Genomic DNA, 18474 nt, shown 5'->3' with positions numbered 1-18474 from the left:
GCGCCCGCGCCCCCGCCGGGGGGGGGGGGTGTATTGTGTCGGCGGGCCCGCCGGGGGGGGGGCCCGCCCCCCCCCCCGCCCCCCCCGCCACCGGCGTATCCGCTTACGGTCGTCCCGCTGTGAGTCGCCGTCCCGACGGCGGCCGCCACAAGGGAGATCGGGGGTGTGCTCGTGCGGATCGGACTCCTCACCGACGGTGGTTACCCGTATGCGACCGGTGAGTCCGGACTCTGGTGCGACCGTCTGGTGCGCGGGCTCGCGCAACACGAGTTCGATCTCTTCGCGCTCAGTCACTCCGCCGAACAGGAGGCACAGGGCCGGGTCCCGCTCCCGACGCAGGTCGGCCGGGTGCGCACGGCACCGCTGTGGACGGCCGACGAGGACACTCCGGGCACCCGTGTCCCCAAGGGGCTGCTCGCCCGGATGGTGACGGGCGGGGGCGGTCGCTCGTACGGGCGGCGCGAACGGCAGCGGTTCACGGCGCACTTCACGGCTCTCGTGACCGCTGTCTGCGCGGCGGGTGCGTCTGGTGCGCCGGGTGGTGACGAAGCCGCGGGCGCGACCGCGGGCGCGGCAGCGGGTTCCGGTGAACAGACCGACGAGGGGCGCGGGGCCGTCGGCGTCGCGGACTCGCGGTTCGCGGAGGGCCTGTACGGACTCGCCGAACTCGCCCGCGAACGCCGGGGGCTGCCCGCCGCACTCCGCTCCGAGACCGCCCTGCGCGTACTCGAATCCGCCTGCCGCGCCCCGGGCACCGGACGCATCGTCCAGACCGCCGCCGTCCCCGACCTCCTCGCCTTCGCCCGGGAGATCGACCGGGTGCTGCGCCCGCTCTCCCTCGACTGGTACGACGAGGAGAGCCTCGGGGCGGTCGACCTCTGCCATGCCACGTCGGGCGGGGCCGCGGCCCTGCCGGGACTGCTGGCCAAACGCTTCTTCGGGGTTCCGCTGCTGGTCACCGAGCACGGCGTGAGGCTGCGGGAGCACTACCTCGCCATCAGCGACTCGCCCCTGAGCGCGCCGGTACGCGCTCTGCTCGCCGGCTTCCACGGGCTGCTGGCCGGCGAGGTGTACCGGCAGGCCGCGATCGTCACCCCGGGCGACACCCACGCCCGCCGCTGGCAGGAACGGTGCGGTGCCGCACGCGAGAAGCTGCGTACCGTCCACGCCGGCATGGAGTCCGGCCGGTTCGCGGCGCTGGGGGAGAGCGGCGACAGCGGTCCCGACGACACGCTGGTGTGGGTCGGCCGGATCGAGCCCGCCAAGGACCTGATCGCACTGCTGCACGCCTTCGCGGAAGTGCGGAAGGCCGAACCGGATGTCCGGCTGCGGATCATCGGCGCGGCGGCGCAGGGCCCGGACGGCGCCGGATACCTCGCGCACTGCCGGGCGCTCGCCGCCCAGCTGTTCCCCGACGAGGCCCCGGACGCACACGCCGTCGGCGACAACCCGGTCTCCTTCGAGGACATCGGCGGAGCCGAGGTGCGGGATCTGCCGGAGGCCTACGCGGCGGGTGGGGTCGTCGTCCTGTCCAGTGTGGTCGAAGGCTTCCCCACCGGTCTGGTCGAGGCCATGTTCTGCGGACGGGCCACGGTGTCGACGGACGTCGGCGCGGTGGTCGAAGTCATCGGCGGTACCGGGCTGGTGGTGCCCCCGCGCAACCCCAAGGCGCTCGCGGACGCCTGCCTCGCGCTGCTGCGCGATCCCGAGCGCCGCGCACGACTCGGAGCGGCGGCGCGCGCCCGCGCGATCGAACTGTTCACCGTCGAGCAGAACCTCGCGGCATTCCGCGGCATGTACCTGGAGCTGATCTCGCGCGCCCCGGTGCACAGGGAGGCCGACGCGGTGGACGCCGACGGCGAACCGCGCCCGTTCGCCACCCCGCCGGAGGCGCAGGTCCAGGGTCCGTGGACGGCCATTGCCCCTGCCCCGGCGGCCGCGGCCGACCGCACACCCGGCTGGGCCGTCGGGCCCAGGGCCGTCTGCGCCGCTGCGCGGGGAGCGGGTGGCGGCGATGTGTGAACAGGAACAACAGGGGACGGCCGGTCCGGGCCGCGGCGGCGCACCCGGACGGTCCGGCGCAGTCGGCGACGATCACGGAGGAATCACCATGGGCCGCCCGACCGGGGTGTCCGACGCACCCCCCGCACCGGCAGCGGGCGGAAGCTGGGACCTCCGCTCCCGGGCCCTGGTCCCGGAGTCCGTTGCGCCCGATGGGACCGTCGTCGCGGAGGAAGCCGCCGGGGATGACGTCGCCGGGGATGACGTCGCCAGGGGGCCGGCCGCCGCGGCACAGTCCGTCGACGTGCCGGGCGCCGGACAACGGCCCACCGGAGAGGAGACCGAGCAGGCGGCTGGAGAGCCGGCGGCCGCCCCCCGCGCTCCCGAGATCGCGAGCGCTGCTCCGGCGCGCAGGCTCGGCGCTTCGCGTCGCGGTCCCGCCGACCCCGTGAAAACGCTGATGCACCGCCATCGCGCGCTGTGCGAGCGGGCCGTCGATCCGCTGGAGATCGCCGCCGGGCTCGAAGCCCATGGCGTCACCGACCGGGCCGCCGCCCGCTACCGGCACCGCGATGTCTTCTCGCTCGCCGAGGAGCTCTTCGCCCGGGTACCCGCCGTCACGGGGGAGTCCGCAACAGGGCTCCGCGCGCCGGAGCGTGACACCGAAACACGCGCCGTCTGGACGCTTCGCGCGTTGGTACCGGGCGCTGCCTGCCTCGCGACCGCCGGAGCGCTGAGGCTCACGGAGGGTGATCTCGGCGGCCAGGGACGGCTGGTGATCACCCTCATAGGAGCGGTTGTCGCACTCATCGGCCTCGTCCTCAGCCTGCGCAGCGGCCCCCTGCACGCCAGGAAAGGCTCCTCGGGAACCGCCCATGTCTACAGTTGCTGGCTGCTCGGCTACGTCCTCTGCGGTGACGCGCTGCTCGGCCAGGTTCTCAGCGGCGGCCCCGAAGGCCCCTGGACGATCACCCCCGCACCGCTGCTGGGGCTGGCCCTCTCCGTCGCCCCGGCCGCCTGGTGCGCGCACCTCTTCTCCGTCCACGCACACCGCAGACTCAACGGCAGTCGTGCGCTGGAGGAGTTCGCCGCAGGCGTGCGCCCCCTGCTGTTCGGGGCCGTCGTGCTCCACCTGGGCGCCCTCGCCGGGCTGTTGTACCTCGCCCGCCTGGGACACGGGGGCGGCGGCTCCTTCGTCGGGGCGGCCGCGCTCGGGGTGCTGCTCCTGCTGGCCCGGCTGCTGAGCGTCCACGGCCTCCCCGGGCACGCCGCCGCCGGACTCGCCGCCGCCTGTGCCGCAGAAGCCCTGGCCCCCGCCCTGGTGCTGGCCGGGCGGCTGCCCGCTCTGCACTTCCTCGCCCGCCCCGTCGACGTCCTCGTCGCGGCGGCGGGCACCGGAGGCGTACCCGCCGTCGCCTGTGGCGCAGCCGCGTTCGGGCTGCTGATCACCGCCACCGTCGCCCTCTCCCGGGCGTCCGTCCACACCCCAGCCCACTCCGGCGACGAAACCCGCACCACCGCGTAACCACGCGACCGGAGCCGCACCGCCCGCACACCCCGCGGAGCCGACGCCGCGGGTCCTTGTCCCCGTACCGCACCTCACTTCCTCAAGGAGACACCGGACATGACCCCCCAATCCCCCGCACCGGCAGCCGGCCGTCGGCATCAAGGGGGCGCACGATGAGGGTGCTGCTGCTCGGAGCCAACGGATTCCTCGGCCGTTTCGTGGCCGACCGCCTGCTCGCCGACCCCGCCGTGCACCTCACGGCGCTCGGCCGCGGCGACGACGCCGACGTGCGGTTCGACCTCGCCGGCGGCAGCCCCGGCGCGCTGACCCGCTTCCTGGACGCCGTCCACCCCGGAGTCGTCGTCAACTGCGCCGGTGCCACCCGGGGCGGGGCCCGCGATCTGACCCGCCACAACACCGTCGCCGTCGCCACCGTCTGCGAGGCGATGCGGCGCAGCGGCTGTACGGCCCGGCTCGTCCAGCTCGGCTGTTCCTCGGAGTACGGGCCCTCGCAGCCCGGCTCGTCGACTGCGGAGGACGCGATTCCGCGCCCCGGCGGCCCGTACGGCGTGAGCAAGCTCGCCGCCACCGAGCTCGTCCTCGGCTCCGGCCTCGACGCGGTGGTGCTGCGGGTCTTCTCCCCGGTCGGCCCCGGCACCCCGGCGGGCTCCCCACTCGGCAGGCTCGCCGAGGCGATGCGCCGGGCCATGCAGTCCGGCGACGGCGAGCTGAAGCTCAGCGGCCTCGGCGTGCAGCGCGACTTCGTCGACGTACGCGATGTCGCGCGCGCCGTGCACGCCGCCTCGCTCTCCGCCGCGCAGGGCGTCGTCAACATCGGCACCGGCCGTGCCGTGCGGCTCCGGGACGCGGCCGCCGTCCTCGCCAGGGTCGCCGGATACGCGGGCGCGCTCCACGAGCTCGACTCGCCCCCGCCCCGACTGCCCATCGGAGCCCCGCGTACCTCGACCGAGTCGGTCATCGAGCACCTCTCGGCAACCCCGTCCCCCTACCCCGACGGCTGCGGCGCCTGGCAGCAGGCCGACGTGCGCACCGCCAGGGACCGGCTCGGCTGGCGCCCCCGGATCAATCTGGAGGAGTCCCTCGCCGACATCTGGATGGAGGCGGCGTGCCGTATCTGACCCCCACCGGTACCGCCCGCCGGACCAGCGGCGCCGAACAGCTCGGCTTCGGCGTCCCCGGATACGCGCATCCGCTGCTCGCCGCGACCGAGTGGGCCGAGCTGGTCCGCCCCGGCACTCCGCTGCACTGGGCGGTCCTCAACATCGACTCCGGCCCCGGTGCCCGCCCCGACCCGCACTGTCTGGAGGCCGCGGGCCGGCTCCGCAACGCACGGGAGCGGGCGGTGCACGGCGATGCCCCGCAGGACTCCGTGCGTGCGGCGGGCGGGCGGCTGCTCGGCCATCTCGATCTGGCCTTCGGCAGCCGCCCGTTCGGGGAGCTGATCGCCGACGCGCAGTCCTTCCTCGACTGGTACCGCGTCGACGGCTTCTATCTCGGCCGGTGCCCGGCCGAGCGTGCCGGACTCCCGGCGGTCCGCCGTCTCACCAGCACACTCGCCACGCTCCTCGAACACGGCGACCGCGGCGAGGGGATCGGTCCGCTGGTGCTGGGGCTGGGCACCCACCCCCACCCGGGCTACGCCGAGGCCGCCGACCAACTGGTCACCTTCTCCGGCCCCTGGACCGACTACCGCTGGTCGCAGGTGGCGGAGTGGACCGCCGCCTACCCGCCGGAGCGGTTCGCGCACTTCGTCCACGGAGTTCCGCGCACCCACCTCGAAGAGGCCATGCGCATCGCCCGCTGGCAGGGCGCGGGCACCATCTTCTTCACGGACCGGGACGATCAACACGGGCAAACGGACCCATTCGCGGCGCTGCCCAGCTACTGGGACGAAATCGTCTCGCGGATCGGACCTGGTATCTCGGAATGAGAAGGGGCGTGGCAGTGTTACCGGAAGAACAACCGTACGTAGATGAAGTACGTAGAAACCGACCACCTGCATTGTTGAGGTTCCTGTGTCGCTGCCACCCCTGGTCGAGCCAGCTGCTGAGCTCACCGTCGACGAGGTCCGCAGGTACTCCCGCCACCTGATCATCCCGGATGTCGGGATGGACGGGCAGAAGCGGCTGAAGAACGCGAAGGTGCTCTGTGTCGGCGCCGGCGGTCTCGGTTCGCCGGCCCTGATGTACCTGGCCGCCGCCGGTGTCGGAACGCTCGGCATCGTGGAGTTCGACGAGGTCGACGAGTCGAACCTGCAGCGCCAGATCATCCACAGCCAGGCGGACATCGGCCGTTCCAAGGCCGAATCCGCCAAGGACTCGGTGCTGGGCATCAACCCGTACGTGAACGTGGTCCTGCACGAGGAGCGGCTCGAAGCCGACAACGTGATGGACATCTTCGCGCAGTACGACCTGATCGTGGACGGCACGGACAACTTCGCCACCCGCTATCTGGTCAACGACGCGGCGGTCCTGCTGAACAAGCCGTACATCTGGGGCTCGATCTACCGGTTCGACGGCCAGGCGTCCGTCTTCTGGTCCGAGCACGGCCCCTGCTACCGCTGCCTCTACCCGGAGCCGCCCCCGCCGGGCATGGTCCCCTCCTGCGCCGAGGGCGGCGTGCTCGGGGTGCTCTGCGCCTCGGTCGGCTCCATCCAGGTCACCGAGGCCATCAAGCTGCTCGCCGGCATCGGCGACCCGCTGGTCGGCCGGCTGATGATCTACGACGCCCTGGAGATGCAGTACCGCCAGGTCAAGGTCCGCAAGGACCCCGACTGCGCGGTCTGCGGCGAGAACCCGACCGTCACCGAGCTCATCGACTACGAGGCCTTCTGCGGCGTCGTGTCCGAGGAGGCCCAGGAGGCGGCGCTCGGCTCCACGATCACTCCCAAGCAGCTCAAGGAGTGGATCGACGCGGACGAGAAGATCGAGATCATCGACGTCCGTGAGCCGAACGAGTTCGAGATCGTCTCGATCCCCGGCGCCAGGCTGATCCCGAAGAACGAGTTCCTGATGGGCAACGCCCTCCAGGACCTCCCGCAGGACAAGCGCATCGTCCTGCACTGCAAGACCGGTGTCCGCAGCGCCGAGGTCCTCGCGGTCCTCAAGTCGGCGGGTTTCGCCGACGCGGTGCACGTGGGCGGCGGCGTGATCGGCTGGGTCAACCAGATCGAGCCCGAGAAGCCGGTGTACTGAACGATTGCCGTACCGGCACACACCTGCCGAAGGGGCCGGTCCGCGCGCTGCGGACCGGCCCCTTGGACGTGTACACACCGCGCGTCACGAGCAGGTCTTGCCGTCCGCCGGAACCTTCCCGTCCAGGAAGTACGCGTCCACGGTCGCCGTCACGCACGCGCTCTCGCCGTACGAGCCGTGCCCCTCGCCCTTGTTGGTGAGCATGATGCCGACGCCCTTGCCCAGCTCGTCCGCCATCCTCCGGGCGCCCTCGTAGGGCGTCGCCGGGTCGCCGGTCGTACCGACGACCAGGATCGGACCGGCACCGGGGGCGCTCGCCTCCGGATGGTCGTGCTCGCCCTTCACCGGCCACTGTGCGCACCAGCCGGCCGTGTCCCATGCCAGAAAGGGGCCGAACACCGGGGACAGTTTCCGGAACTCGGGCAGCAGGGCCCGTGCTTCGGCCGCCGTCGGCCGGAGCCTGCTGTCCGCGCAGGAGATGGCGCGCTGCGAGTGGTTCTGGGTGTCGTAGTGCCCCTTCTCGTCACGGCCGTTGTACGCGTCGGCCAGCTGCAGCAGCATGGTGCCGCTGCCGCTCTTCTCGGCCTCGTCCAGTGCCCGGGTCAGATACGGCCAGCTGCTCTTGGAGTAGAGCGGCATGACGATGCCGGTGAGGGCCAGCGACTCGTTGAGCTCACGGCCCGAGCTGGTCGGCAGCGGCTTCCTGTCGATCCGTTCCAGCAGCCGGGCGATGCGCTGCGTTCCGCTCTTCGGGTCCTGGCCGCGGTCCTTGAGGTAGTTCTCCAGTGCCCGCTGGAAACCGGTCGCCTGGTTGCGCGCGTGCCCGACCGCGTCCGCGGTCGGGTCGACGACGGCGTCCAGGACGGTCCGGCCGACGTGTTCGGGGAAGAGGTGGGCGTAGGTGCCGCCGAGTTCCGTTCCGTAGGAGATGCCGAAGTAGGTGAGCTTCTTCTCGTCCAGCACCTGACGGATCAGATCCATGTCCCGGGCCGCGTTGGCCGTACCGACGTACGGCAGTACCTTGCCGGAGCGGCGCTCGCAGCCGGCGCCGAAGTCCGCGCCGTCCTTCATGAACGCCGCCTCCTCCGCCGGCGTGTCCGGGGTCATGTCGACCTTCCGGTTGGCGTCCTCCGTCTCCTTGTCGGTACGGCAGTTCACTCCCGCGCTGGCCGCGACCCCGCGCGGATCGAAACTCACCAGGTCGTAGCGGGTGTTGAGCTTGCTGTACGAGTCGGCGAGCCGCGGTAGTATCGAGACTCCCGAACCGCCGGGGCCGCCGAAGTCGAACAGCATCGCGCCGAGGCGCCGGGCCTCGTCCCGGGCGCTCTTGCGGATCACCGCGATCCCGATGGTGTCGCCGTCCGGCTTCGCGTAGTCCAGCGGCACCTCGACCGTGGCGCACTGCCAGTCGTCACCGGGTTCGCTGCCGCCCGCAGGGGCCTTGCAGCTGTTCCAGTCCACCTGCTGGGAGGTCAGGGCCGCCGGCAGCCGGGGTGAGCCCGGCCGCCCGTCCGGCGTGGCGGACGAACCGCCGGACGGGGAGGCCGCACCGGCGTCCGTCCGGTCGGCCGGTTTGTCGTCCGTACCGCTGCCACAGCCCGCGAGCAGGCCCGTCAGCAGAAGTGCGGCGCCGGCCAGAGCCCCGGCGCGTGCGTGTCCGACCACGTGTGCGTCCTCCCCGATGTGCGGGTTCACAACGACGTACAGAAAGTGCGTCCATGCTAAGGGCTGTCCCGTAGCCCCTCGTGGGCGCGCGACGACAGCTACGGCACCTCGCCGCGTTGTCGGAACGTCCGCATACATCCGGTATGCGGACGCCTCTCCGCCTTGCGATGCACCGCATCCGACGCCGCGCGCCGATCCACCAGGGATGACGGGACGGCCCTTGGGCCGTGTGTGGTGTGGAGCCCGGACACCGCCACCACGCCGGAGGACTTCGCCTTTGATCAAGTCCTCCGCGTCGACAACGCTCGTGACCAATGCATCCAGGGCGTCTCGGGCCGGTCGCTCACCTGCAGACGGTGCCGGCCGCCGGAACCGTACCGTCCAGCAGATAGGCGCCCACGGTCCTCTGCACACAGGCGTTGCCGCTGTTGTACGCGCCGTGCCCCTGGCCCTCGTACGTCAGCTCCACCCCCACACCCTTGCCCAGCGCGTCGGCCATCGCCTTCGCTCCCTCGTACGGGGTCGCCGGGTCACCGGTGTTGCCGATGACGACGATGGGGGGTGCGCCGGGGGCGCTGACGTCCGGCGTCTCCCAGGCGCCCGCCACCGGCCAGCCGGTGCAGGTCATCAGGCCCCAGCCCAGATAGTCGCCGAAGAGCGGCGAGGCGGCCCGGAACTCCGGAAGTCTCGTCTCGGTCTGATCCGCGGTGAAGCGTTGCTTGGAGTCGGCGCAGTTGATGGCGGTGTTGGCAGCCATCGAGTTGTCGTAGCGACCGTTCTCCGAACGGCCGTTCAGCGAGTCGGCGAGGGCGAGGAGCAGCGCGCCGTTCCCGCCGTCGGCCTCGTCCACACCCTGTTCCAGCAGCGGCCAGGTCTCCTTGGAGTAGAGGGCGGCCGCGATGCCGGTGGTGGCCAGGGTCTGCGTCAGCTGCCGGGACCCGAGCCCCGGGATCGGCTTCTTCTCCAGCCTGGCGAGAAGCCCGGAGATCCCCTGCTCGACCTCCTTCCCGGTGGCGCCGGGAAGCTTGCAGGCGTCGCCGCGGGCCGCGCAGTCCTTGGTGAAGTTGTCCAGCGCGAGCTGGAACCCCCTGGCCTGGCCGAGTGAGGCCTGCTCGTAGTTCTGGGTCGGGTTCACCACCCCGTCCAGCACCGACCTGCCGACGTTCTTCGGGAACAAGTTGGCGTAGACGCCGCCCAGTTCGGTGCCGTAGGAGATGCCGAAGTAGTACAGCTTCTTGTCGCCGAGCACCTGACGCATCAGGTCCATGTCGCGGGCGGCGTTGGTGGTGCCGACGTAGGGGAGTTCCTTGCCGGAGTTCTTCTTGCAGGCCAACGCGTACATCTTGGTGTCCTTGACGAAGGAATTCACCTCGGCGACGGTGTCCGGAGTGCCGTCGTTCTCGTAGCGGACATCGAGTTGCCGGTCGGTCTCGCACTCCACGCCCGCGCTGCGGCCGACCCCGCGCGGGTCGAAGCTGACCAGGTCGTAGCGGGAGCGGAGCTTCTCGTAGTCGGTGCCGAAGGCGGGCAGGGTGGCCACACCGGAGGCGCCGGGGCCGCCGAAGTTGAAGATGAGGGAGCCGATCCGCTTGGCCGGGTTCCTGGCCCTGGCCCGGATGAGTGCCAGCTCGATGGTCTCGCCGTGCGGCTTCGCGTAGTCGCGCGGCACTCTCATGAAGGAGCACTCCCAGGGGGTCCCGCCAGGCAGCGGCGTCGGCGCGTTCCCGCTGCCCTGTGCCGGGGACGGGGCAGGGCACGGCTTCCAGGTGAGCTTCTGGGAAGCGAGGTCGCCGGAGGTGCTCGCGTCGGCGGCGTTCTCCGCGAGGGGAGAGCTCCGGGGCCCGTCCGGGCCGTCCTTGTTGCCGCTCTCCGAGCAGGCGGTGAGGGGAAGGAGCACGGTGACGGCGGCGGCGAGAGCGGCGGCACGCGGGGCGGGGGAGGTCCTCATGGCCCTATCGTGCGGCGGGAACCGGACCGGTGCACGGGGCACGGTCCAAGCGGGTGGCGGGTCTCTCGCCCGATCGGCCGACCGGTCTTGCGGATGTCGGACGCCGACCCTGCGGACGTCCGGCCGGGGTCGGGGAGGCCGGACCGGGCTCACGTCCGGCGGGGCAGGGCTTGCGGATGTCCGACCGGGCTCGCGTACGGCGGGCCGGTGCCCCGGACGAGCCGTCCGGCCGCCGAGAGGCCGTCAGAGCTCGCCCTTGCGGGTCAGATGGTTGAAGCAGAGCCAGCCGGGCAGCACCGGCAGCCACAGCGTCAGCAGCCGGTAGAGCAGAACGGCCGGTGCCGCGACCTCCTTCGGCAGGCCGACCGCGATCAGCCCCAGCGTCAGCGCGCCCTCGACCGCGCCCATTCCGCCCGGTGTGGGCGCCGCCGACCCCAGCGCGTTGCCGGCCAGGAAGACCACCGCGATGCTCGCGTAACTGAGCCGCGGCACATCCGGACCGCTGAACGCCCGGACCGACGCGTCCAGACACATCACGAACACGCCGGTCAGCAGCAGCATCCCGCCGATGCCCGTCAGCAGCTTCTGCGGGCGCTGCACCACGTCGAGCATGCGCGGCACGACACCGGCGAACAGCGACCGCACCCGTGTCACCACGAACTTCCGCAGGAACGGAACCGCCGTCACCACCAGCACCAGCACCGCGACCGTCAGCAGCCCGGCGATCACCGTCCTGGACGGGGTGAGCGAGGACGGTGTCTTCTCCGTACCGGTCAGATAGCCGAACGCGGCCAGCAGCAGAATGTGGCAGCCGAGACCGAACAGCTGCGAGGCGCCGACACTCGCCACGGCGAGCCCCGGACGCACTCCCGCACGCTGGAGGAAGCGCGTGTTCAGTGCCACGCCGCCGACCGCGGCCGGGGCGACGAGCTTCACGAAGGAGCCGGCGACCTGTGCCAGCACGGTCTTGCCGAACGGCACCCGTTCCGGGACGAAGCCCAGCAGGCTCATCGCCGCCGCGACGTAGCTGAGGGCCGAGAAGCCGACCGCGGCCGCCACCCAGCCCCACTCCGCCTGCTCGACGACCGCGCCGAAGTCGGCCTGGGTGACCTGCGAGATGAGGAAGTACGCGGCGATCGCGCCGGCGATCCAGCTGAACAGGGTGCGTGCCTTGATGCGCTCCAGCCGGACCGGTTCGACCGGTGCCTGCGGCCGTATCAGCAGCACCTGCTGTCGCATCTGGGAGAGCAGATCCTCTTCGCGCGCCTCTTCCAGGGCGTCGTCCATGGCCCGCTTCTCGGCCTGCTTCTGGTTGCGCAGCGACTTCCGGGCGGCCTTGCGCGCGGCCTTGTGGTCGGCCGCGCGGTCGGGCCCCGTACCGGCGGCGGCCGTGTCCTGGACCGCCCCGTGTTCGAGCGCCCTGGCGCGCTTGGCCGCGTCCGACGCTTCGAGCACCGCCTCGCGCTCGCGCTGCGCGCGTTCCCGGGCGAGCCTGCGCAGGGTCGCCCGGGTGGAGCGGCTCAGCGCGATCGGCTGGAGCAGCGGCAGGCAGTCCGCGACGGCATCGGGGCCGAGCACCTCCAGCGCGCCGGCGACGGCCCGCTCGGCGCCCACCCGCAGGCCGGTGGTGGTGAGCAGCTGGGCGACGTCCATCCGCAGGACCAGATCACCGGCCGCGATCTCGCCGCCGCGCAGATCGGTGACGAACACCTTGCCGGAACGGTCGACCAGGATGGCGTCCCCGGTGAGCCTGCGGTGCGCGATCCGCCGCGACTGGAGCGCCTTGACCTGGCGCCAGGCCCCGCGCACCAGCTCGTCGGTGATCTCGGAGTCCTCCAGCGCGTCCAGCGCACGGCCGCCGATGTGCTCGTACACCAGCATCACGGCGTCGGGCCCGAGTTCGGAGGTGGCGATCAGCTTGGGCGCGTTGGCCCCGGCGGCGATGGCCGCGTACGCGAGCAGCGCCTCCTGCTCCAGCGCCTGACGCAGCGACTGGATGGAGCGGCGCTGGGTGATGCCGCGCAGGGTGAGCCTGCGCCAGACCCGGTAGAAGAAGCCCTGGGCCTGTTGCTCACGGTCGACGACCGTCACATCCAGGGGCGGCCCGTCCTCCAGGGTGACCAGATAGCGGCGCCCCCGGTCGTTCTGGTCGCCGGAGTCGGGCGTGTCCTCGGCGCGCATCGCGGTGACCGGGTGGAAGCCGACATGGCGCAGTCCGGCCATCAGGTGCTGGCCGGTCGGCCGTACGTTCGGGGAGCCGACCGCGTACAGCGTGCCGTACGCCACGGTCCAGCCGATCAGCACGGTGAGGACGATCGAGAACGGGGTCGTGTAGCCGCCGACCAGCATGGCGAACGCGTCGAGCAGCAGCACCACCCACAGCACGACCCGCCAGCGCGGCCGTCTCGCCATCCCGACCGCCGTCATATAGGCGATCACGGGAGCGAGATAGCCGTGGACGGGATCGGTGAGCGCGTCACCGGGCTGCGGCTGGGTCAGGGCGTCCTGGATGGTGCCGGGTGCGGACTTGGCCACCCACAGGTCGGCGGCGAGCGTGACGCCGTGCGCGAGCACGGCGGCGAGCACGCCGTCGGCGATCCGTAGCCCGTCGCGTTTGATCAGCCGTTCGATGGCGAAGGCGACGGGAACGAGGAGCACGGCGATGCTGGAGACCAGACCGGCCATCTTGATCAGGATGTCGGGTGCCTGGCCGGTGCCCTTGTTGATGTCCTGTTCGAGGCCGGTGGTCGTGCCGTGGGCGAACGCGGCGATCGAGAACAGGACGACGATCGCCAGGACACCGATGAGGAGCCGCATGAGATCGGAGGGCCGGTGCACCCGGGCGGGGAGCAGCGGCTCGTCCCCCGAGACGCGCTCGGCCTGTTCCGCCGCGGTGGTCGAGAGCGTCGAGCCGGCCAGATGCCCGGGGAGCGCCTGCTGCCCCGCACCGGGCTTTCCCTGCCCCGCACGGGAAGTCTCCCGCTCCGCACCGGGCTCTTCGGCGGGCCCGTCGGGTGCGTCCGGGTGCGGTTCGGCGTCAGGGGCGTCCGCCGCCTTCGGTGGCTGCACGCCCTGCTCCTTCGTCGCCTCTGATTGGTCTTCGTGTTCTCGTATCACCGGTCACCGCCCGCACGATGGTGGCACGGCCCGGCGACGCAGGAGGGCATCAGGGTGCACTGCGCGGACACGCGAAGCGCAACATACGCTCCTTTGTCCGCGCACGCACGCCCCGTGAAACGACGCTCTCGGATCGCGCCGGACTGTCGGTGGAGTACGGCAGGATGGGCCGGATGAGCCAACACCGGACGAGCGGCGACGGGACGAGCGGCGACCGGACGATCCACGACCGGGCGATCGACGAAGGTGCGATCGACGACGGTGTGATCGACGGCCGGGCGGTCGACGAGTTGCCCGAGTACGCGGAGCGGGTGCTCGATGTCACCGAGCTGATCCCACCGGGCCGTGTCATGACGTATGGAGATGTCGCCGAGTGGCTGGGCGACGGGGGCCCGCGCCAGGTCGGCCGGGTCATGGCGCTGTACGGGGCCGCAGTGCCGTGGTGGCGCGTGGTGCGTGCCGACGGGGCACTGCTCCCCGGCCACGAACTGCGTGCGCTGGGCCACTACCGGGAGGAGAGCACCCCGCTGCGCGAGGCGTCGCGCAGCGCGGAGGGCCATCTGCCGCGGCTCGACATGAAGCGGGCACGGTGGGACGGCGTCACCGGCGGCGCGGGCGCGGGCAGGGACAAGGGCGGAGGTGCTCACACCTGACAGCTTCGGCCATTCGGGGGCGCAACGGGCGGCGGCGGGCCCGACACGTGATGGGGAACACGGCGCGATACGCGGCAGCACCCGCGAGGCGAAGCGTGCCGCGGGCGCCTGCGGCACGGCGCGGAGCGAGGGTTTCTGCCGCGTGCAGCGTGCCGAGGGCGCACGCGACACGGCGCGTGGCGACCGCTCCCGCGGCATGGAGCGTGCCGAGGGCGTCGGCGACGCGGAACGTGACGAGGCACGCAGCGGACTCGCCCCGCAGCGCGCCCCCGCTGGCGTAGCGTCGTCAGTTCGCGGCACGCACCGCACCCTCATCACCAGCACACCCACCAGGACCGGCGAACCACGTGAGCTCCTCCTCCTTCACCCGGCACAGTCCGTACCGTCAGGCACGGCAGAGGACCGCGGGCGCGTACCGACTGGTGCGCACCCCGCCGGGCTCCGTGGCTCCCCCTCTTCTGGACGCGGCGCAACGTGCGGTGGTTGAACACCCCGGCGGCCCGCTCCTGGTGCTGGCCGGGCCAGGCACCGGCAAGACGACCACGCTCGTCGAGGCGGTCGCCGCACGTGTGGCACGGGGCGGCGACCCGGCCCGCATCCTGGTCCTCACCTTCAGCCGCAAGGCCGCCGTGGAGCTGCGCGACCGGATGGCCGCCAGGCTCGGCGCCGCACGCGGCCCGCAGGCCACCACGTTCCACTCCTTCTGTTACGCACTGGTGCGCGCCCATCAGGACGCCGACCTCTTCGCCGAACCGATGCGGCTGCTCTCCGGACCGGAGCAGGACGTCACCGTCCGCGAGCTGCTCGCGGGTCAGCTCGAACTGGAGCAGGACGGCTTCGCGCACATCCGCTGGCCCGACGAGCTGCGGGCCTGTCTGACCACGCGCGGTTTCGCCGACGAGGTACGGGCGGTGCTCGCCCGCAGCCGCGAGCTGGGCCTGGGCCCGGACGCGCTGGCCGACTTCGCCCGCCGCACCGGCCGACCGGACTGGGGCGCCGCCGCCGAGTTCCTCGCCGAGTACCTGGACGTGCTGGACGCGCAGGGGGTGCTGGACTACGCGGAGCTGGTGCACCGGGCCGTGCTGCTCGCGGAGCGCCCCGAGGTCTCGGCGTCGCTGGCCGGGCGGTACGACGCGGTGTTCGTGGACGAGTACCAGGACACGGACCCGGCGCAGGTACGGCTGCTGCACGCGCTGGCCGACAACCGGGGGAGCGCACCGGGCGCCGGGGGCGGCCGGGACCTGGTGGCCTTCGGTGACCCGGACCAGTCGATCTACACGTTCCGGGGCGCCGATGTGAACGGCATCCTCGACTTCCCGGAGACGTTCCGGCGGGCGGACGGGACCCCGGCCCCGGTCGGCGTCCTGACCACCTCGCGACGTTCCGGCGGACAGCTGCTGGCCGCCACCCGGCTGCTCACCCGCCGGATGCCGCTGACCCGGCTGCCCTCGGCGAAGGTCCGTGCCCACCGGGAGCTCGTCGCTGTCCGCGAGGGCGGCAGCGTGGAGGCGTACACCTACCCGACCGCCTCCGCCGAGCTCGACAACATCGCCGACCTGTTGCGCCGGGCGCATCTGGAGGACGGCGTCCCGTGGAACGAGATGGCGGTGCTCGTACGGGCCGGAGGCCGCACGATCCCCTCGGTGCGCCGGGCCCTGACATCGGCGGGCGTTCCCCTGGAGATCGACGGCGACGATCTCCCCCTGCGCCACGAACCGGCTGTGGCACCGCTCCTGACAGCCCTCCGTGCCGTCGCGACAGCGGCGCTGCGCCGAGGCGCGGAAACCTCCGCGCCGGAGGCCCCTGTGGCAGACGCCCCTGTGACGGAGGTCCTTGTGACGGAGGCCCCTGTCCCGGAAAACGAGGAGGTCCGTCCTGCGGTGTCGGCGGAGGCGGAGACAGGGGTTCCCGGGCAGGACCTCGGCCGGGAACCCGATCCGGCTTTTGGCCGGGCCCCCGCCCCCGAAGCGATCTCCTGGCTGGACACCGGGACCGCCCTGACCCTCCTCACCTCTCCCCTCGGCTCCATGGACGCGGCCGATCTGCGTCGGCTCGGCCGGGCTCTGCGCGACGAGGAGAGGTCGGCCGGGAACCGCGTACCGGCGCCCTCCGGCGACCTGCTGGCCCGCGCGCTCGCCGAGCCCGAACGGCTCGTCGCGCACGATCCGGCGTACGCCCGCGGCGCCCAGCGTCTCGGCGCACTTCTGCGCAAGGCGCGTGAGCTCCTCGAAGGCGGCGGTACCGCGGAAGAGGCCCTGTGGGAGCTGTGGTCCGGGACCCCATGGCCGGGGCGGCTGGAACGTGCCGCGCTGCGCGGCGGGGCGGGCGGCCGCAACGCCGACCGCGACCTCGACGCCGTCTGCGCCCTCTTCGACACCGCCGCCCGCGCCGAGGAACGCACCGGCGGGCGCGGCGCGCTCAACTTCCTGGAGGAGGTCGACGCCCAGGACATCGCGGCCGACACCCTCTCCAGGCGCGCCGTGCGTCCCGACGCCGTTCGGCTGATGACCGCACACCGGTCCAAGGGCCTGGAGTGGCGCATGGTCGTCGTCGCGGGAGTGCAGGAGGGGCTCTGGCCGGACCTGCGCCGCCGCGGTTCGTTGCTCGAAGCGGACCGGATCGGCCGTGACGGCCTGGCCGAACCGCTCACCCCCGGCGCCCTCCTCGCAGAGGAACGCCGCCTCTTCTATGTCGCGGCGACCCGTGCCCGGGAACGTCTTGTCGTCACCGCGGTCAAGGCGCCCGCCGACGACGGCGACCAGCCGTCCCGCTTCCTCGCCGAGCTCGGCGTCGAGCCGCGCGACGTCACCGGCCGACCGCGCCGCCCTCTCGCCGTCGCCGCGCTCGTGGCCGAACTCCGTGCCACCACCGTCGACCCCGAGGCCTCCGACACCCTGCGCGAGGCAGCCGCCCGCCGCCTCGCCCGGCTCGCCGCGCTCACCGACGACGAGGGCCAGCCGCTCGTACCCGCGGCGCATCCGTATCGCTGGTGGGGCCTGTACGAGCCGACCCGCTCCACCGTTCCGCTCCGCGACCGGGACCAGCCCGTGGCCCTCTCCGGCAGCGCGCTCGACCAGCTCGCCAACACCTGCGCGCTCCAGTGGTTCCTCGGTCGCGAGGTGAAGGCGGACGCCCCCGCTACGGCCGCACAGGGTTTCGGCAACGTCGTCCACGTACTCGCTGACGAGGTGGCGTCCGGACGCACCCCCGCGGACCTGGCCGTCCTGATGGAGCGGCTGGACTCGGTCTGGGACGGACTCGCCTTCGACGCCCCCTGGAAGTCCCGGCAGGAGAAGGAACAGGCCAGGGCCGCCCTGGAACGCTTCCTGCGCTGGCATGTCATGGACCGGGCCGGCCGCACGCCCGCCGCGAGCGAGCACGACTTCGATGTGACGCTGGCGGCGGGGGAGTACGAGGTGCGCATCCGCGGCTCCATGGACCGGGTGGAAGAGGACGCCGAGGGCCGGGCGTACGTCGTGGACTTCAAGACCGGCAAACAGTCCCCGACCAAGGACGAGGTCACCCGGCACCCCCAGCTCGCCGTGTACCAGCTGGCCGTACGGGAAGGGGCGGTCGACGAGGTCTTCGACGGCCGGCGCCCCGTGCCCGGTGGCGCCGAACTCGTGCAGCTGCGCCAGGCCGCCCCCAAGAAGGAGGGCGGTGACACCCTTCCCAAGGTGCAGGCCCAGGAACCGCTCTCCGGGGAGTGGGTCTCCGATCTCCTGGCCACGGCCGCCGGCCGGGTCCTGGACGAACGCTTCACCCCCACGACCGGCCAGCACTGCACGCACTGCGCCTTCCGGGCCTCGTGCAGCGCACAGCCGGAGGGCCGCCACGTCCTGGAGTGACTCCTTCGGCGTTCCCCGGACGGCTGCGGCGACCATGACGTGGAGGTCGGTGGATGTCGATGCAGGCGGAACGGGCCTGGTGTTCGAGCCGTGCCGTGACGTGCGAGACAGTTGTGCGCGTGGCCGAATCATGGACTTTCGACGGTGACACCGTGCCAGTGGCTCCGGACGAGGCGCTCGACGTGCTCGGACTCAGGATCGCCGAGGGGAAGCTCGAGACATGGCTGACCAGTTCGTCCGGACGCCGGCTCGCTGTCGTCAGCAATGCCGAACGCGCCATGGTGATGCTCCTCGACGGCGAGGGTGACCCTGGCGAGCACGCGGTGGACCCCGGGGCCGAAGGCCGGAGCGACGGTTTCGGGCTGTCGAACGGCCAGGACGACGAGTACCCCGATGCGGACACCGTGCCGCTGGCCGAGGCACTCCGGATCGTCCGGCACCTCCTCTCGACGGGCACCCCGCCGGCCGACGCGGCCTGGACCGTCGACCGCTGACCGGACAGATCGCGGCAAGGCCTCCG

11 protein-coding genes are annotated in these 18474 nt (G+C 72.5%); 8 read left to right on the top strand and 3 right to left on the bottom strand.

Annotated features, from left to right (window positions below):
* Nucleotides 1-171: 171 nt before the first annotated feature.
* The 5 genes from ACIOHC_RS24805 (at nucleotide 172) to moeZ (ending at nucleotide 6723) form a co-directional block, all read left to right on the top strand.
* Nucleotides 172-2022, top strand: a complete 1851-nt coding sequence (locus ACIOHC_RS24805) for a DUF3492 domain-containing protein (RefSeq protein WP_351075613.1) — start codon at nucleotides 172-174, stop codon at nucleotides 2020-2022.
* Between the two features lie 88 nt (nucleotides 2023-2110).
* The gene (locus ACIOHC_RS24800) at nucleotides 2111-3526 is read left to right on the top strand and encodes a hypothetical protein (RefSeq protein ID WP_401844054.1); all 1416 of its coding nucleotides are present in this window, start codon (nucleotides 2111-2113) and stop codon (nucleotides 3524-3526) included.
* 155 nt (nucleotides 3527-3681) lie between these two features.
* Nucleotides 3682-4647, top strand: a complete 966-nt coding sequence (locus ACIOHC_RS24795) for an NAD-dependent epimerase/dehydratase family protein (RefSeq protein WP_351075490.1) — start codon at nucleotides 3682-3684, stop codon at nucleotides 4645-4647.
* A complete protein-coding gene (locus ACIOHC_RS24790; protein ID WP_365693957.1) occupies nucleotides 4635-5459 on the top strand; it encodes a spherulation-specific family 4 protein in 825 nt (274 codons plus the stop codon). Before ACIOHC_RS24795 ends, ACIOHC_RS24790 begins: the two co-directional genes overlap by 13 nt.
* A gap of 85 nt (nucleotides 5460-5544) precedes the next feature.
* Nucleotides 5545-6723, top strand: coding sequence for an adenylyltransferase/sulfurtransferase MoeZ (gene moeZ / locus ACIOHC_RS24785; protein WP_114246509.1), 1179 nt, complete (start codon nucleotides 5545-5547; stop codon nucleotides 6721-6723).
* An 84-nt stretch (nucleotides 6724-6807) separates the two neighbouring features.
* On the opposite strand, the gene ACIOHC_RS24780 is transcribed toward moeZ, so the two are convergent.
* The 3 genes from ACIOHC_RS24780 to ACIOHC_RS24770 form a co-directional block, all read right to left on the bottom strand.
* Nucleotides 6808-8388: an alpha/beta hydrolase gene (locus ACIOHC_RS24780; RefSeq protein WP_401844050.1), complete on the bottom strand. Its 1581-nt coding sequence runs from the start codon at nucleotides 8386-8388 to the stop codon at nucleotides 6808-6810.
* 343 nt (nucleotides 8389-8731) lie between these two features.
* On the bottom strand, nucleotides 8732-10336 hold the full coding sequence (locus ACIOHC_RS24775; RefSeq protein WP_351075480.1) for an alpha/beta hydrolase: 1605 nt from the start codon (nucleotides 10334-10336) through the stop codon (nucleotides 8732-8734).
* A gap of 243 nt (nucleotides 10337-10579) precedes the next feature.
* Nucleotides 10580-13405: a lysylphosphatidylglycerol synthase domain-containing protein gene (locus ACIOHC_RS24770; RefSeq protein WP_401844049.1), complete on the bottom strand. Its 2826-nt coding sequence runs from the start codon at nucleotides 13403-13405 to the stop codon at nucleotides 10580-10582.
* Nucleotides 13406-13617: 212 nt separating this feature from the next.
* Between ACIOHC_RS24770 and ACIOHC_RS24765 the strand changes: the two genes are divergently transcribed.
* The 3 genes from ACIOHC_RS24765 (at nucleotide 13618) to ACIOHC_RS24755 (ending at nucleotide 18448) form a co-directional block, all read left to right on the top strand.
* Nucleotides 13618-14106: an MGMT family protein gene (locus ACIOHC_RS24765; RefSeq protein WP_401844114.1), complete on the top strand. Its 489-nt coding sequence runs from the start codon at nucleotides 13618-13620 to the stop codon at nucleotides 14104-14106.
* 347 nt (nucleotides 14107-14453) lie between these two features.
* Complete coding sequence (locus ACIOHC_RS24760) at nucleotides 14454-17954, top strand: ATP-dependent helicase (RefSeq protein ID WP_401844047.1); 3501 nt, start codon at nucleotides 14454-14456, stop codon at nucleotides 17952-17954.
* 119 nt (nucleotides 17955-18073) lie between these two features.
* Nucleotides 18074-18448 carry a hypothetical protein gene (locus tag ACIOHC_RS24755; protein WP_351075471.1) on the top strand — a complete coding sequence of 125 codons (375 nt, stop codon included), beginning with the start codon at nucleotides 18074-18076 and terminating at the stop codon, nucleotides 18446-18448.
* Nucleotides 18449-18474 lie beyond the last annotated feature (26 nt).

The sequence above is a fragment of the Streptomyces sp. NPDC088252 genome (assembly GCF_044740965.1).
GTDB lineage: Bacteria > Actinomycetota > Actinomycetes > Streptomycetales > Streptomycetaceae > Streptomyces.
This window is presented reverse-complemented; position numbering and strand designations above follow the sequence as displayed.